Origin of the sequence: Acidocella sp. (assembly GCF_027352905.1) — a bacterium.
GTDB lineage: Bacteria > Pseudomonadota > Alphaproteobacteria > Acetobacterales > Acetobacteraceae > Acidocella.
On the sequence record NZ_DAIEIF010000010.1, the window covers coordinates 1 to 14,666 of the forward strand.

At 66.2% G+C, this 14,666-nt stretch carries 16 protein-coding genes; 9 read left to right on the plus strand and 7 right to left on the minus strand.

Annotated elements, in window-relative coordinates; all coding sequences use genetic code 11:
• The 4 genes from M7H45_RS00745 to M7H45_RS00760 all read left to right on the plus strand — a co-directional run.
• Positions 1-302, plus strand: a 302-nt coding sequence (locus M7H45_RS00745) for an OmpA family protein (protein ID WP_298213704.1), incomplete at its 5' end; no start/stop codon positions are given.
• The gene (locus M7H45_RS00750) at positions 299-1,441 is read left to right on the plus strand and encodes a flagellar motor protein MotA (RefSeq protein WP_298213706.1); all 1,143 of its coding nucleotides are present in this window, start codon (positions 299-301) and stop codon (positions 1,439-1,441) included. The genes M7H45_RS00745 and M7H45_RS00750, both read left to right, overlap by 4 nt.
• Positions 1,438-2,568, plus strand: coding sequence for a peptidoglycan -binding protein (locus M7H45_RS00755; RefSeq protein ID WP_298213708.1), 1,131 nt, complete (start codon positions 1,438-1,440; stop codon positions 2,566-2,568). Before M7H45_RS00750 ends, M7H45_RS00755 begins: the two co-directional genes overlap by 4 nt.
• Entirely contained in the window at positions 2,565-3,131 is a 567-nt protein-coding gene (locus tag M7H45_RS00760; protein ID WP_298213709.1) for a 5-formyltetrahydrofolate cyclo-ligase, read from the plus strand. Before M7H45_RS00755 ends, M7H45_RS00760 begins: the two co-directional genes overlap by 4 nt.
• A 6-nt stretch (positions 3,132-3,137) precedes the next feature.
• Here M7H45_RS00760 and M7H45_RS00765 read toward each other — a convergent pair whose 3' ends face one another.
• On the minus strand, positions 3,138-4,523 hold the full coding sequence (locus M7H45_RS00765; protein WP_298213711.1) for a trypsin-like peptidase domain-containing protein: 1,386 nt from the start codon (positions 4,521-4,523) through the stop codon (positions 3,138-3,140).
• Positions 4,524-4,614: 91 nt separating this feature from the next.
• Here M7H45_RS00765 and M7H45_RS00770 point away from each other — a divergent pair, with 91 nt between their 5' ends.
• Together M7H45_RS00770 and M7H45_RS00775 are read left to right on the plus strand one after the other, a co-directional pair.
• Positions 4,615-5,619 (plus strand): Mrp/NBP35 family ATP-binding protein, encoded by a 1,005-nt coding sequence (locus tag M7H45_RS00770; RefSeq protein ID WP_298213712.1) that lies wholly within the window; start codon positions 4,615-4,617, stop codon positions 5,617-5,619.
• The gene (locus tag M7H45_RS00775; RefSeq protein WP_298213714.1) at positions 5,616-6,059 is read left to right on the plus strand and encodes a DNA polymerase III subunit chi; all 444 of its coding nucleotides are present in this window, start codon (positions 5,616-5,618) and stop codon (positions 6,057-6,059) included. The genes M7H45_RS00770 and M7H45_RS00775 overlap by 4 nt, the downstream gene beginning before the upstream one ends.
• A gap of 24 nt (positions 6,060-6,083) precedes the next feature.
• Here the strand turns inward: M7H45_RS00775 and M7H45_RS00780 are convergent, their stop codons facing one another.
• The 5 genes from M7H45_RS00780 to badI are packed head-to-tail and all read right to left on the minus strand — an operon-like array spanning position 6,084 to position 10,996.
• On the minus strand, positions 6,084-7,001 hold the full coding sequence (locus M7H45_RS00780) for an SDR family NAD(P)-dependent oxidoreductase (protein ID WP_298213715.1): 918 nt from the start codon (positions 6,999-7,001) through the stop codon (positions 6,084-6,086).
• 41 nt (positions 7,002-7,042) lie between these two features.
• Positions 7,043-8,449, minus strand: coding sequence for an MmgE/PrpD family protein (locus M7H45_RS00785; RefSeq protein ID WP_298213716.1), 1,407 nt, complete (start codon positions 8,447-8,449; stop codon positions 7,043-7,045).
• Between the two features lie 14 nt (positions 8,450-8,463).
• Positions 8,464-9,324 carry a MaoC family dehydratase N-terminal domain-containing protein gene (locus M7H45_RS00790; protein WP_298213718.1) on the minus strand — a complete coding sequence of 287 codons (861 nt, stop codon included), beginning with the start codon at positions 9,322-9,324 and terminating at the stop codon, positions 8,464-8,466.
• A gap of 39 nt (positions 9,325-9,363) precedes the next feature.
• Positions 9,364-10,161: an alpha/beta fold hydrolase gene (locus M7H45_RS00795; protein WP_298213720.1), complete on the minus strand. Its 798-nt coding sequence runs from the start codon at positions 10,159-10,161 to the stop codon at positions 9,364-9,366.
• A 52-nt stretch (positions 10,162-10,213) separates the two neighbouring features.
• Positions 10,214-10,996: a 2-ketocyclohexanecarboxyl-CoA hydrolase gene (gene badI / locus M7H45_RS00800; RefSeq protein WP_298213722.1), complete on the minus strand. Its 783-nt coding sequence runs from the start codon at positions 10,994-10,996 to the stop codon at positions 10,214-10,216.
• A gap of 337 nt (positions 10,997-11,333) precedes the next feature.
• Here badI and M7H45_RS00805 point away from each other — a divergent pair, with 337 nt between their 5' ends.
• From M7H45_RS00805 to M7H45_RS00815, 3 genes are all read left to right on the plus strand, one after another.
• Positions 11,334-12,308: a transporter gene (locus M7H45_RS00805; RefSeq protein ID WP_298213724.1), complete on the plus strand. Its 975-nt coding sequence runs from the start codon at positions 11,334-11,336 to the stop codon at positions 12,306-12,308.
• A gap of 95 nt (positions 12,309-12,403) precedes the next feature.
• On the plus strand, positions 12,404-13,339 hold the full coding sequence (locus tag M7H45_RS00810; RefSeq protein ID WP_298213726.1) for a transporter: 936 nt from the start codon (positions 12,404-12,406) through the stop codon (positions 13,337-13,339).
• Positions 13,340-13,494: 155 nt separating this feature from the next.
• A complete protein-coding gene (locus M7H45_RS00815) occupies positions 13,495-13,971 on the plus strand; it encodes a MarR family winged helix-turn-helix transcriptional regulator (protein ID WP_298213728.1) in 477 nt (158 codons plus the stop codon).
• A gap of 95 nt (positions 13,972-14,066) precedes the next feature.
• On the opposite strand, the gene metW is transcribed toward M7H45_RS00815, so the two are convergent.
• Entirely contained in the window at positions 14,067-14,666 is a 600-nt protein-coding gene (metW, locus tag M7H45_RS00820; RefSeq protein WP_298213805.1) for a methionine biosynthesis protein MetW, read from the minus strand.

Genomic DNA, 14,666 nt, shown 5'->3' on the forward strand with positions numbered 1-14,666 from the left:
GGCCGCCGCCGCCTGCGCGGATTGCGTTCGCGCCGGGCAGCGCCGACCTGCCCGCCGGCGCCGGCGCGGCGCTCAAACCCTTTTGCGCCACCCAGAGGGAACTCTTCGTCATCACCCGCGCCCCCGCCGATCCCGGCGACCCCTCCGCCGCCATGCGCCTCGCCATGGCGCGGGCCTTCGCCATCCGCGACGCGCTGACCGCCTGCGGGGTGAAGCCGCAATATATCCTGCCCCGCGCCGCCGGACCCAAGCCGGGCGCCGATAACAACACGGCCTTGATCGGAACGGAGGCGAAGCCATGACCCGCCCCACCCTCTACCTCATCCGCATGATCCTGTTCTGCGTGGTGGTCTATGGCGGCGCCATCCTGCTCGCCCCCACCCTGGCGCGCTTCTACATGGCCAACCCGGTGATCAACTCGGTGATCTTCGTCGTCGAGATCTTCGGCGTGGTGTGGAATTTCCGCCAGGTGCAGCGCCTCTACCCGGAGGCCGCCTGGGTGGAGACGTTCCGCCGCAACCGCCAGAGGCTGGTGGAGGCCCCGGCCCCCGCCCTGCTCGGCCCCATGGCGCGCATGCTGCACGGCCGCGCCGATGGCGAGCGGCGCATCACCCTCTCCGGCCAGGCCATGCGCACCATCCTCGACGGCGTGGCGACGCGGCTCGACGAATCCCGCGAGCTTTCCCGCTACACCACCGGCGTGATGATCTTTCTCGGCCTGCTCGGCACCTTCTGGGGGCTGCTGCATACCGTCTCCTCCGTCGCGGAGGTCATCAATGGCATGAGCCTCGCCAGCGGCGGCGATGTCAACGCGATGTTCGCCCAGCTCAAGGCCGGGCTCGCCAAGCCCCTGGCGGGCATGGGCACGGCGTTCTCCTCCTCGATGTTCGGCCTCTCCGGCGCGCTGATCCTCGGCTTTCTCGACCTCACCGCCGGGCAGGCGATGAACCGGTTCTTCAACGAGCTGGAGGAATGGCTGGCCTCCCTCACCCGGCTGGGCACCGGCGCGCTGGCCGGGGATGGCGAGGCGGGGCTGCCCGCCTATGTCCAGGCCCTGCTGGAGCAGACCGCGGAGAATATGGAGCAATTGCAGCGGGCGCTGGCGCGCGGCGAGGAGAACCGCACCCAGAGCCATAACGCCCTGCGCGCCCTGGCCGAGCGCATGGCGGATCTGGGCGACACGCTGCGCCTGCAACAGCAATCGATGGACAAGATCGCCACGATCCAGCAAAGCCTGGCGCCGGTTCTGGAGCGCTTGGCGGAGGCGCGGGCCGGGGGCGATGAAATCTCCCGCGCGCATCTGCGCAATATCGAGCTTCTGCTCAACCGCTTCCTCACCGAATCCGAGCAGAACCGCGCCCAGGCGCTCGCCGAGTTGCGCGGCGACCTTAAAATCCTCACCCGGGCGATCACCGCCCGGCTCGGCGAGCCGCGCCCATGAGCCCGCGCCGGCGCGGCGGGGGCAATAACGGGCTGGAGGCCTGGCCCGGCTATGTGGATGCGCTCTCCACCTTGCTCATGGTCACCATCTTCGTGCTGCTGGTCTTCGTGCTGGCGGAGGCGTTTCTCTCCTCCGCTCTGCAGGGCTCGGACAACACGATCAGCCGGCTGAAGGCGCAGATCGCCGAACTGACCGAGAGCCTGTCGATGGAGACCTCCAAAACCGCGACCCTGAGCGAGGAGCTGAGCGCGCTCAACGCGCAGCTCGCCGCCGCCCAGGCCGCCAACGCCGCGCTCACCCAGCAGGTGGCAAGCGGCAACGCCACCATCACCAGCCTGCAAAACGCGCAGAAATCCCTACAGGCCCAGCTTTCCGACGCCCAGGCCCAGGCGGCCTCCGCCAATGGCCGCATCGCCGCCTTGCAGGCGCAGATGCAGGCGGTGGGCGGCGGCGCGGCGCTGGAGGAAAAACTAAGCGCGGCGCAGAAGCAGAACCAGGAGGACGCGGCGCAGATCGCCCTGCTCAACCAGCAGCTGGCGGCGCTGCGCGCCCAGCTCGCCGCCTTGCAGGTGGCGCTCGACGCCGCGCAGAGCGCCGACGCCAAGGACAAGGTGCAGATCGCCGATCTCGGCCAGAAACTCAACGAGGCGCTGGCCCGCAAGGTTTCCGAGTTGCAGCAATATCAGAGCGTGTTCTTCCGCACGCTGAGCCAGGCTCTGCAAGGCGAGAAAAACATCCGGGTGGTGGGGGACCGCTTCGTCTTCGAGAGCGACGTGCTCTTTCCGGTGGACCAGGCGAGCATCACCCCGGCGGGCAAGGCGGAGATCGCCCAGGTGGCGAAGGCGGTGAAGGAGATCGCCCGGAAAATTCCGCCCAATGTCAACTGGGTGCTGTCCGTGGATGGTTACGCGGATTCGCAGCCGATCAAGGGCGGGCCGTATAAATCCAATTTCGACCTCTCCACCGCCCGGGCCCTGGCGGTGCTTGACCTGCTGATCGCCGACGGGGTGCCGCCGGAGCGGCTGGTGGTGGCGGGCATGGGCTCGAACAACCCCATCGCGCCCGGCAACACCCCAGCGGATTACGCCCAGAACCGGCGCATCGAATTCCGCCTGACGGCGCCATGAGCGCGGCGGACCCGGCGGCGGCCAAGACGGCGCTGCGCGGGCGGATGCGCGCCCTGCGCGCCGGGCTGGACGCGGCGCGGGGGCGCGACCTGGCCCGGCACGTTCTGGCGAGCGGCCTCATTCCGGCGGGCGCGGTGGTGGCTGGGTTTCTGCCCATGCGCGGCGAGATCGACATTCTGCCGCTGCTGGAGGCGCTGCGCGCGCGCGGCCACCGCCTCGCTTTGCCGGAAACCCCGCCGCCCGGCGCGCCGTTGACTTTTCATGCCTGGACGCCGGGCGCGCCGCTGCGCCCGGGCCGCTACGGCACCCGCCACCCGGAAGGCGAGGCGCTGACCCCGGAGGTGCTGCTGGTGCCGCTGCTCGCCTTCGACGCGCGGGGCCACCGGCTCGGCTATGGCGGCGGCTATTACGACCGCAGCCTGGCCGCACTGCCCCGCGCCTTGGCAATCGGCTGCGCCTATGCGGCGCAAGAGGTGGCGGAACTGCCCGCCGAACCCACCGATATGCCTCTGGACGCGGTCGCCACCGAAACCGGGATCAAGCGGTTCCACCGCCAGGGCTGAGACGCCTCATTGCCCCGGCACCGCCACCCAGCGCGGACCGGCATTGCCGCCGCCCGCCGGGCCGGAGACGAGAAAGACCGGGGGAGCGCCCTGGAGGGTTTTGATCTGGCGGCCGACATCGGCGGCGTTGGCGACGCTGACGCCGTTGACCTGCTCGATCACCTCTCCCGCCGCCAGCCCCGCCTTGGCCGCCGGGCCGCTGGCCGCGACGATGAGCGCGCCGTTCGCTCCCGGCTTGGCCGCCAGTTTCAGCCCGTAGGCGGGCAGCGACACGGTGGTGTCCATATTGCCGCCGGGAGCGATGGTCTCGTTGAGCGGCGGCGGCGGCGCGGTGATGGTGAGGTTCGCCTGCCGGGCCGCGCCATCGCGCATATAGCTGAGGGAGACGGTCTGGCCGGTCTGATATTCGGCGGTGCCGATATAAAGCGCGCGGGGGTCCTCCACCGGCACGCCACCCAGCGCGGTGATGACATCACCGGGGCGCAGCCTGCCCGCGGCGGGCGAATCGGGCGCGACGGCGCCGACCAGGGCGCCATCCGTGCCGCGGAGCTTCAGCACGGTTTGGATGGCGGGGGTCACCTCCTCCGTGGCGACGCCGAGCCAGCCCCGGCTCATCTTGCCGGAATGGGCGAGCGCCTCCGCCACCGGCGCGGCCATGGAGGAGGGTATGGCGAAGCCGATGCCATCGGACGCGCCCGAGGGGGAATAGATGGCGGCGTTCACGCCGATGACCTGGCCTTGCAGATTGAACAGCGGACCGCCGGAATTGCCTTTGTTGATCGCCGCGTCGGTCTGGATGAAATCGTCGAATTTGGTGTCGCCGATCTGGCGGTGCAGGGCGCTGACGATGCCCGCCGTGTTCGAGCCCGGCATGCCGAACGGGTTGCCGATGGCCAGCACCCAATCCGCCACACGCAGCTTGGAGGAATCCCCGAAGCTCACGGCGGGGACGGGATGGCCCGCATTGATCTTCAGCACCGCCAGATCAGCATCGTCATCATGCCCGGCGAGAATGGCGGGAAAGACCGAGCCATCCGCGAAGGTGACGGTGATGTTGCTGGCCCCCGCCACCACGTGATTATTGGTGAGGATATAGCCGGCGGAGTCAAAGACGAAGCCGGTGCCGAGCGATTCGATGGTCTTGGGGGGCGGCACCACCGAGCCGGAGGTGTTGTCCGCCCCGTCGCTGGCGGGCTGGCTGGCATTGCCCTGATCGCCGCCGCCGTCACCCCCTCCGCTATCGTCATTGCCGTCATCCTGGGATGAATTGGCGTTGACCGGCGCCATGGAGGCGATGCTGACCACGGCGGGATTGACCCTGGCGGCGAGATCCGCGAGCGGGGGCGGCAGATCCGCGGCGCGGGCGGCGGAGGCGGCGAGCAGAAACAGCAAGGGGAGTGGACGTCTTATAATCCTCATATGGCGAGAGTGGCGGGGCGGCGCGCTCTTCGCAAGGGGGTGGGCTTGGCCTATGTCTCCAACCATGACCGAAGCTGATATCCGCGCCGCCCTCGCCGCGTTCAATCTGGGAGACAGGGTGGAAGGCGTGCACGCCCGGGACGGGCTGGCGCAGGTGAGCCTGCGCGCCAGCCGCGAGGAAGCCGCCGGGCTGGAGCCGCTGCGCCGGGAGATCGAGGCCCGGCTGAGAACCCTCCCCGGCGTGACCGCCGCCACGGTGGTGCTCACCGCCCCGGCCCAGGCCGCGCCCGCCGCGGCGGAGGCGCCGCTGCTGCCAGGGGTGAAGCATGTGCTGGCCGTGGCCTCCGGCAAGGGCGGGGTGGGCAAGTCCACCGTCTCGGTCAATCTGGCGGTGGCGCTGGCCGGGCTGGGGTTGAAGACCGGCCTGCTGGACGCCGATATTTACGGACCCTCCTTGCCGACCATGCTCGGCATCGCGGAGCGGCCCGTCATCACCGGCAACCGTATCCAGACGCTCGACGCCTTTGGCGTGAAATCCATGTCGATGGGCTATCTGGTGCCCGAGAGCAGGGCGCTGATCTGGCGCGGGCCGATGGTGATGGGCGCGCTCACCCAGATGCTGGGCCAGGTGGAGTGGGGGGAGCTCGACATCATGGTGGTGGATCTGCCCCCCGGCACCGGCGACGCGCAGCTGACCCTGGTGCAGAAGGCCAGGCCCGCCGGGGCGGTGATCGTCTCGACGCCCCAGGATCTGGCGCTGGCGGATGCGCGGCGGGCCATCCAGATGTTCGGGCAGGCGGGGGTGAGGCTGGTCGGGCTGATCGAGAACATGTCCTGGTTCTGCTGCCCGGCCTGCGGCCACCGCGCCGAGATTTTCGGCCATGGCGGGGCGCGGGCCGAGGCGGAGAAGCTGGGCGTGCCATTTCTGGGCGAAATTCCCCTGGATATGGCGGTGCGGGCGGCGGGCGATGCGGGCCGCCCGGTGGCCGCCCTGCCGGAATCAGGGCCGGTGGCGGCGGGGTTTCACGCCGTGGCGGCGGAGGTGGCGCGCGCGCTCGGCCTGGCATGAGCGAGATCGGCTTCTACCACCTCACCCGCACGGGGCTGGACAAGGCGCTGCCCGCCTTGCTGGGCCGCACGCTGGCGGCGGGCGAGAAGGCGCTGGTCGTCTGCCCGGACGCGGCGCTGCTGGCCTGGCTGGACGAGGCGCTTTGGACCTGTCCCAGCCCCGACTGGCTGCCGCACGGCACCGCCCGCACGCCGCACCCGGAATGGCAGCCGATCTATTTGACCATCGGCGCGGAAAATCCCGCCGGGGCGCGGTTTCTCTTCCGCGCCGCCGGCGCGGCGATGGCCCCGGAGGGGTTCGCCCGCGTGTTCGACCTCTTCGACGGCAATGACGAGGCGGCGGTGGCCGCCGCCCGGCAGCGCTGGCGCGAGGCCAAGGCCGCCGGACATGCCCTCACCTACTGGAAGCAGGCGGAGACGGGCTGGGTAAAGGCGGGTTGACCGGCTGCTCGTCCGGATAAATGCCTAAACCGGATCCCAGGAGAACACCTCCCCGCTGCGCTCGAGCGGCGCCATGGCCGGGCGCAAGGCCGGAAGGGCATGCTCGGCGATGAGTTCCGGCGTCCAGCCCTCGCCGCGGTGAATGGAGCGCACCGGGCGGATCGTTCCCATCAGGAAAATCTCGTTGAGGCGGGTGCCAAAGACCTGGCCGGTGACGTCCTTGGCCGCGTCGGAGGCGAGGAACACCGCCATCGGCGCGTTTTTATCCGGCGTCATCTGCTGGATCTTTTTCACCCGCGCCTGCTGCTCCGGCGTGTTGGTGGGGATGGAATCGGTCATCCGGCTCCAGGCGAAGGGGGCGATGCAGTTAGAGCGCACGTTATAGCGCTTCATGTCGAGCGCGATGGATTTCGAGAGGGCGACGATGCCGAGCTTGGCGGCGGAATAATTCGCCTGGCCAAAATTGCCGATCAGCCCGGAGGTGCTGGTCATGTGCACATAGGCGCCGGATTCCTGGCGGCGGAAATGCTCGGCGGCGGCGCGGCTGACGAAGAAGCTGCCGTTGAGGTGGACGCCGATGACCGCGAGCCAATCCTCCGGAGACATTTTATGAAAGATGACGTCGCGCAGGATGCCCGCGTTATTGACGACGACATCGATGCGCCCGAAGGAATCCAGCGCCGCCTGAACGATCTTCTGGGCGGAGCTCCACTCGCTCACGCTCTCGGCGCAAACGGCGGCGCGGCCCCCGAGTTTTTCGATCATCTGCTTGGTTTCCTCCGCCGGGGTGGCGGATTTGCCCTCGCCGGTTACCGAGGCGCCGATATCGGCGACGAGCACGGCGGCCCCCGCCTTGGCCATCGCCAAGGAGATCGCCCGGCCGATGCCGCCACCCGCGCCAGTGACAACGGCAACCTTCCCTTCCAACATTGGCTTTGACATATGCTGTTCTCCTTATGAGTGAAGATGGAGCGGCCGCCGCCTCAGCCGCGCAAGCTTTCCTTGGTGGCGGCGAGGGGCCGCGCGGCGGCGAAGATTTCCGCCGCCTGGTTCAGCCGCTCGAAGCCAAGGGTCATGGCGGCGAGTTTCTCCGCCCGTTCCGGGCCGATGACGGCGGCGGCCAGGCTGTCGAATTTGGCGCGCAGCTCCTCATCGGTGAGGAAATTGCCCGGCCCGCCCTTGGGGACGAGCAGCTTTTTCACATAGGTCTGGCCCCTCGCCACCACGGTGAGCTTGCCCGCCATATTGGTGGGGAATTCCGCCTCGATCTCCGGGTCGTTCTCGCAGCGGACCCGCTGCATGAGCGCGCGGATCTGAGGGTCCGCCAGGCCCTGATAGCTGTCCCAATCCATCGCGCCGGTGGCGAGGGCGGTGGCGATGACGAAGGGCGCGCTGAACTGGGCGTCGACGATGTTGGCGGGGTTGCGCTTCTTCTCCTCCGGCTCGCCGATCAGCAGCATCCCCGCGCGGCAGAGGCCGAGGGTGACGGATTCGATCTCCTCCGGCTTCCAGCCATATTCGGCGCGCAGGCTGAGCGCGGCGTCGATGCCGGCATGGCCCCAGCGGCAGGAGGGGTAGGGTTTCACGCCGGTGAGCATCAGCTCCCAGACCTCGCCCAGCCCCTGCACCACGCGCTGCGGGTCCGGCGCCGGGGCATAGGCGCGGAGAAAGCCGAGCCGCCCTTCCAGCGGCGCGGCGGCGCCCTTGAAGCCTTCCCGCCCCAGCGTGGCGGCGATGAACCCCGCCATGCTCGCCCAACCCACCTGGAAGCGCTTGGTCCAGGCGCCATTGGCGAGGAATTGGAGGCTGCCCGAGGCTTGGCTCAGCACGATGCCGAAGGTGGAGGCGGTGGCCTCCGCATCGAGGCCGAGCACCCGCGCCGCCGCCGCCGCCGCGCCGAAGGCGCCGCAAGTGGCGGAGGGGTGAAAACCGCGCTCATAATGCGCGCCGGGCGGCAGGGCGAGGGCGATGCGCAGGCAGGCCTCGTACCCGGCGATGATGCCCACCAGCGTCTCCGCGCCGGAGGCGCCGACCAGCCCCGCCGCGCCGAGAGCGGCCGGCACGATGGGCGCCGCGGCATGGACGATGGCCGCGGCGTGGGTGTCGTCGAAATCCAGGGAATGGGCGAGCATGCCGCCCAGCAGCACCGCCCCCGCCGGAGCGTAATGGGCGCTGTCGCCGAACAAGGCGGCATGGCCATGATCCAGCCCGGCGGCCCGCACCATCGCCAGCATGGCGGGGGTGCTCTCCGAATCGTGCCGGGCGCGGATGATATTGGCGATGCAATCCAGCATCAGGCGGCAGGCGCGGGCCCGCACCTCGGCGGGGATGGCCGCCTTGTCCAGCCCGGCCACGAAATGGGCGAGCTGCTCCGTCACTTCATCCATCATCTCAGTCTCCTTCCTCACCATTGGGCCGTGGCCTCCATCGTGCGCGCGGCGCCGGTTTCCACCCGCAGCGCCAGCCCCTCCGCCGCGTCCTCGGCGCAGAGCCGGAAGGGCATGAAGTCGAAAAGCGGGTTGAGGCCGCGAAAGCTGAAGGCGCGCGGCGGCGCGCCGCGGCAGGCGGCGGCGAATTCCAGCAGTAGCGTGGCTTGCAGCGGGCCATGCACGATGAGCCCCGGATAGCCCTCCACCCCGGTAACATAAGGCCAGTCGTAATGGATGCGATGGCCGTTGAAGGTGAGCGCCGAATAGCGGAACAATAGCGGCGGCGTGGCCTGCCGCTCCCGATGGGCGATGACGCCCGGCGCGACCGGCGGCAGGGGCACCGGCCGGGCGGCGGGGGGCGGGCCGGGCGGCGGCGCGGGGCGGTAGACGATATCCTGCCGCTCGGTGATGGCGAGCCCGCGCGGGGTATGGATTTCATGCTCGACGGTAACGAAACAGAGCAGGCCGCTGCGCCCCTCCTTGGCGGTGACGTCGGCGATGCGCGAGCGGCGCTCCACCTCGTTGCCCACGCGCAGCCGGTCCATGAACCGCAGCGCGCTGCCCGCCCACATGCGCCGGGGCAGCGGCACCGGCGGCAGAAACCCGCCCCGGCGCGGGTGGCCGTCTTCCCCCAGCGCCGCGCTGGGCGCCGCCGGCGGGGCGAGGCACCAATGGATGGCCAGCGGTGCCGGCTCGCCCGGGGCGGGGGGCGCGCCCTCATGGTCGAGCGTGGCGTGCGCCTCCCGCGCCAGGCGCGGGGTGACGAGGTCGGTCACGGCCTCCGTGCGGCCGATCCATTGCCGCAATGCCGCCATATCGAGCGCGGTCTCATTCATGGGCATTCTCCGCGAGGCTCATCGCGGCCGGGCCGCCTCTCACGGCACATCCGCGAGAAACGCCTTGACCGTTTCCAGCACCGCCTCCGTCCGCTCCCGGTGCGGGACATGGCCGCAATCCTCGATGATGACCATCCGGGCCGGGCCGGCCGTGCCGGTGGAGATACGGCGCGCATGCTCGGTGGCGCCGTACTCGTCATGATCGCCATGCAGGGCGAGGACCGGGATTTCGATCTTCGCCAACTCCCCGGCCAGGGTCCAATTCTCGAAGGGGGGCGAAAGCCAGGTATCGATCCATGAACTCAGCACCCAACCCGCCTTCTCACCATGATAGCGCTTGAGCCGGGCGAATTGCTCGGGATCGCGAAACAATTCGCGCGCCCGGTGGAGGCCGCCGAAAATTTCCTTATCAGTAAAGGACTGGGCCGCCTCGGTGATCAGCGCCGCGCAATCCTCCTTATAGCGGGCGGCCATCATGATCGCCATGCCGCCGCCAACGCTGTGGCCGAAAGGGATGAAGCGGCCAAAGCCCATCTGCTCTTGCAGAAGGGGAAGGTTGATCTCCGCCTCGTCGCCAATGAAGCTGAACGGGATCGTGCCGGGATAAGGGGTGGAGCGGCCAAATCCCAGCCGGTCATAGGCGAGCACGCGCCGGCCTGTTCCGCGCGCCAATTGCTCGGGAAATTCCCGCCATAATTCGACCGAGCCGAGCGAATCGTGGAGAAGAAGAATCGGGACCCTGGACCCCGCCTTTGCCTCCTCCGGCCGCCAGGACCGGGCAAAGAGCGTTCCCTGGGGAATGGCGACGTTGTAATCCCGAATGTCCATATTGCTCATTTCACTCCAACACGGCTCCGCCCCGCCCGGCGGCTGGCCCGATGCGGGTCAGCTATTTCGCGTATTTGCGGAATTCCGGCTTGCGCTTCTCCTTCAGCGCGGTGACACCCTCGCGCGATTCCTCGGTATCATAATATAATTTCAGCGCCAGCAGGCCCATGCCGGCGATTCCGCCCTGATGGGCCGTGTCCATGTTGAAGCTGCGCTTGGCGATGGCGAGCGCGGTGGGCGAGCGCTCGCAGAGTTCCTCACCCCATTTCTGCACCTCGGCGTCGAGCTGCTCATGCGGCACGCAGAGATTGGCGAGGCCCATGGCCTCGGCCTCCTTGCCGGAATAGCGCCGGCACATATACCAGATCTCCCGCGCCTTTTTCTCTCCCACCACGCGGGCGAGAAAGGCGGTGCCATAGCCCGGATCGACCGAGCCCATCTTGGGCCCCACCTGGCCGAAAATCGCCTTCTCCGAGCAGATCGTCAGGTCGCAGATCGTCGCCAGCACGTTGCCGCCGCCGATCGCATAGCCCTGCACCCGGGCGATGACCGGCTTCGGCGCGTCGCGGATGGCGGCGTGCAGCTCCTCCACCGGCAGGCCGACGATCCCCCGCCCGTCATAATTGCCATCATGGGCGGATTGATCCCCGCCGGTGCAGAAGGCCTTGTCGCCAGCGCCGGCCAGCACGATCGCGCCGACGGATTTATCATATGCCGCCTTGTTGAGCGCCTGGATCAGATCCTCGCAGGTCCGCCCGCGAAACGCGTTCATCTTGTCGGGGCGGTTGATGATGATCCACGCCACGCCATTCCGAACCTCGTAAATAACGTCCTCGAATTGCATTGTTTCCTCCTCCGCCCGTTCCCGGTCCTGTAAATATATTGTCGGGTGGGATAGCCCCTCCCCTGGCGGGGCGCAAGCGCTCAGCGGCGCGCCCTCCCGGCGATTAGGAAATATCTTGACATGGATGTTTCGTCTGAATAAAAACAGCCAGTCCAAAATAAAAGGGTGGAACGTGAAAGAGGCAATTTTAAACAGGGTAGCTAAAATCCGGCGCTGATCCACAGCCCCAGCTAGCGCAAAACATAAGGAGCCAATTGCGGCAACACGCCAGCAGGAAGGCTTTGGTTTCGTTCAAAATACTAAACTCATCCAAAAAGCTAGTAGGATCGTTCAATATATGTTCGATCCGGAACAAAAAATGGGAGAAAAAATGCTCAAGAATGTGAAGCCGACCGTCTGGGGCTTGGCCGCGATCGCCGCCAGCGCTCTTGTTTCTGTTCCAGCCGCCCAGGCCGCGGAGCTTTGGGTGCCTGAACTGCCGAGCATCCAGGTTGGCCTGCCGGCTGGCGCGTTGCCCCCGCCGGGCGTGTATGGCCAGCTCGATAACTACTTCGCCCAATTCGTGGATTATTCCGGCCACGGCAACAAGCTCCCGGATGCGGCGATCGATGCCCTGGTCGAGATACCCACCATCTTATGGGTGCCCGGCATCACGGTTCTGGGTGCGAATTACGCGGCTGCCATCGCGATTCCCTTCGTCTATGACAGCTACCAGGCCCTTCAGCACGTTACCCCCGGCCCCGGTAATTTAGGCCTGTTCAATACCGCGCTGGTTCCCGCGATATTGTCCTGGATGCTGCCGCAACATTTCTTCGTCCGCGCCAGCACCGTCTTCTTTTTGAACGACGCCACCAATACGATGGCCGATCTCGTAAAGGGCAATTTGAAAAATGGCGGCGCGCCGACTGGCAACGGCTATTCGACCTTTCTGCCTGATATAGGCATCAGCTGGCTGAATAATGGCTGGGACCTCAGCGCCGATCTTCGTTTCTCCGTTCCTCTCGGCTCGACCACCGCGCCCGGCTATAATTACCGCACGGGCAATATTTTCTTGGGGGATTATACGGTGGAAAAAACCGTGGGGGCTTGGACCCTTGGCTTCGGCGCCTCGCAGATCACCCAGATCCAGAAGGATACGTTCAACGGCAATACGGTTCCAGCCTCGCTTTATCGCAACTGGTCGATCGGCCCGGTCGTGGGATATCAATTCAAAGGCGGTATGGAAGTCACCGCATTATGGGCGCATAGCGTGATGACGACAGGCGGCGTGGGTGGTGACGCGTTCGATCTACGGTTGACAACCGCGTTCTAGAAAAAATATGGTTCGGTTTCGCACAGGAGTCCCTCCTGTGCGCTTTGCTTCGGATAATACGCGTAAAAAAAGAGTTAACAGGAGAGAGCATATATATGAATTGGAAGATTTGGCTAGGCGGTCTCGCCTTGGCGGCAATGGGCGCTGCGATTTCAACGCCCACGGCCCGCGCTGGAGAATTATGGGATCCGGAGCTTCCCGGTATTCTGGAAGGCTTGCCCGCCGGCGCGCTGCCGCCACCCGGCGTGTATGGCCAGCTGGACAATTATTTTGCCCAATTTGTGCAGTATGATGGATGGGGCAATAAAATTCAAAACTCCTCGATAGACGCGCTGATCGAGGTTCCCACCGTTCTCTGGGTTCCCGGCATCACGATTCTGGGCGCGAATTATGCCGCCGCGATAGCGGTGCCTTTTGATTATAATAGTTTTCAGCCGTTTCAGGATGAATATGGCGGACCCGGCAATCTGGGCCTCTTCAACACCGCCCTGGTCCCCGCCATGCTGTCCTGGACGCTGCCGAATCACTTCTTCGTGCGCACCAGCGTGACGTTCTTCATCAATGACGGCACGAACACGATGGCCGATGTGATCAAAGGCAATCTGAAAAACGGCGGCGCGCCGAGCTCCAATGATTATTCCACCTTCATGCCGGGTATTGGCGTGAGCTGGCTAAACAATGGCTGGAATCTCAGCGCCGATTTCCGCTTTGCCGCGCCGCTCGGCTCCACCACCGCGCCAAACTATCATTACCGCACCGGCGATGTCGTCATGGTCGATTATACAATCGCCAAAACGGTCAAACGCTGGACCTTCGGTTTCGGCGCCTCCCAGCTCGTGCAACTCCAGAAGGATACCTTCAACGGCATGCATCCGGCTGGATCGATCTGGCGTAATTACTCCATAGGACCCATGGCCGGATACCAATTCCCTGGCGGTATCGAGGCGATGGTCGTCTGGACCCATAGCGTTTATACGACTGCCCAGGTGGGTGGCGATACTGTTGATCTGCGCTTGTCGACGCGCTTCTAACTAAAGCCTGCGTAGTGGCGCCGCCTGGGCTCTTCATTTTCCTTCTTGGAAGGAAGATGCGGCCCCGGCGGCGCCTTTTTTGTGGTGACCTTCCAACATTGCCGCGGAAACGGTGCGCCTTTTGAATTGCGGCCTTGGATCCAGAGATACCGCCGATGAACCGGTTTAAAGTGGCAAACAGCTTTTTTTTCCGCCTCTATCAATGCACCAATATGATGCATAAGACCGGCACCCGCGCGGTCCAGGAGGAAGGGCTGACAACCCAGCAATGGGCGGTGATGGGCGCGCTCTCACGCCCCGGCGCGAAGGGCGGCATGGGGGTCACGGAACTCGCCCGGTATCTCCTCGTCAGCCGCCAGAATCTTTCCGGCGTGCTCAAGCGCATGGAGGCCGCCGGTTATCTCCAGATTCGCGCCGCCGTGCAGGATAGGCGCTCGCGCATCGTCAAAATCACCAGCCATGGCCGCGATCTTTGGACCAACCAAATCCGCCGCAAGATCGAGCTTTATTACGATGAGGTTCTGGAGGGATTGTCCGGCGCGGAGATCACCGAGGCTTTGCGATTCATGCAAAAACTTCTTGAAAATATGAAACGAATCGACCAGCCGGAAGAGCTGGAGGAGAAAGCCTAGCCTGGGAGTGTCCTTGCGATGGCTCGGGCGATGCGGCGCGAATGGCAGCCCAGCGCGCAAGACGTTTATGAAATCATTAATCTGGGGCGGGAGAATCACCCCCGGCGCAGTAGAAACAGTCCCTGCTCGCCGAACAGATTGGCAAGCCGGCGGGAGCGCCGCCAGGGCGTGCGCAAGCCCTCCTCATCCGCCGCCAGCCAATCCTCGACCACATAGCCATCCATGGCGCAGAGGGCGAAAAAATCGCTGATGGTGCAGGGGTGGATGTTCGGCGTCTCGTACCACATCCGGTTCCAGCCCGCCGTCATCGGCATGCGCCCGCGCGCGAGCAGTTGCAGCCGCAGGCTCCAATGGCCGAAATTGGGGAAGGAGACGATGGCGCGGGTGGAGATGCGCAGCATCTGGCGCAGCACCTCGCGCGGCTTTTCCACCGCCTGCAAGGTGCGGGAAAGGATGACATAGTCGAACGCGTCGTCAGGATAGGTGACGAGTTCGGTATCGGCGTCGCCCTGCATCACCGGCAGGCCGTGGGCGATGGCGCGCTGCACCTCGCGCATGTCGATCTCGATGCCGCGCGCGTCGCATCGCTTGTCGCGGGTGAGATGCTCGATCAGCTGCCCCTCGGCGCAGCCAATATCGAGCACGCGCGCGCCGGGCTTCACCATGCCCGCGATCAAAGCGAGATCGACGCGGAT

Coding starts and splice junctions, on each gene's coding strand:
- M7H45_RS00815 (WP_298213728.1), top strand. CDS start 13,495: ATGAACCGGTTTAAAGTGGCAAACAGCTTTTTTTTCCGCCTCTATCAA.
- M7H45_RS00755 (WP_298213708.1), top strand. CDS start 1,438: ATGAGCCCGCGCCGGCGCGGCGGGGGCAATAACGGGCTGGAGGCCTGG.
- badI (WP_298213722.1), bottom strand. CDS start 10,996: ATGCAATTCGAGGACGTTATTTACGAGGTTCGGAATGGCGTGGCGTGG.
- M7H45_RS00770 (WP_298213712.1), top strand. CDS start 4,615: ATGACCGAAGCTGATATCCGCGCCGCCCTCGCCGCGTTCAATCTGGGA.
- M7H45_RS00790 (WP_298213718.1), bottom strand. CDS start 9,324: ATGAATGAGACCGCGCTCGATATGGCGGCATTGCGGCAATGGATCGGC.
- M7H45_RS00805 (WP_298213724.1), top strand. CDS start 11,334: ATGTTCGATCCGGAACAAAAAATGGGAGAAAAAATGCTCAAGAATGTG.
- M7H45_RS00810 (WP_298213726.1), top strand. CDS start 12,404: ATGAATTGGAAGATTTGGCTAGGCGGTCTCGCCTTGGCGGCAATGGGC.
- M7H45_RS00775 (WP_298213714.1), top strand. CDS start 5,616: ATGAGCGAGATCGGCTTCTACCACCTCACCCGCACGGGGCTGGACAAG.
- M7H45_RS00780 (WP_298213715.1), bottom strand. CDS start 7,001: ATGTCAAAGCCAATGTTGGAAGGGAAGGTTGCCGTTGTCACTGGCGCG.
- M7H45_RS00760 (WP_298213709.1), top strand. CDS start 2,565: ATGAGCGCGGCGGACCCGGCGGCGGCCAAGACGGCGCTGCGCGGGCGG.
- M7H45_RS00785 (WP_298213716.1), bottom strand. CDS start 8,449: ATGATGGATGAAGTGACGGAGCAGCTCGCCCATTTCGTGGCCGGGCTG.
- M7H45_RS00750 (WP_298213706.1), top strand. CDS start 299: ATGACCCGCCCCACCCTCTACCTCATCCGCATGATCCTGTTCTGCGTG.
- M7H45_RS00795 (WP_298213720.1), bottom strand. CDS start 10,161: ATGAGCAATATGGACATTCGGGATTACAACGTCGCCATTCCCCAGGGA.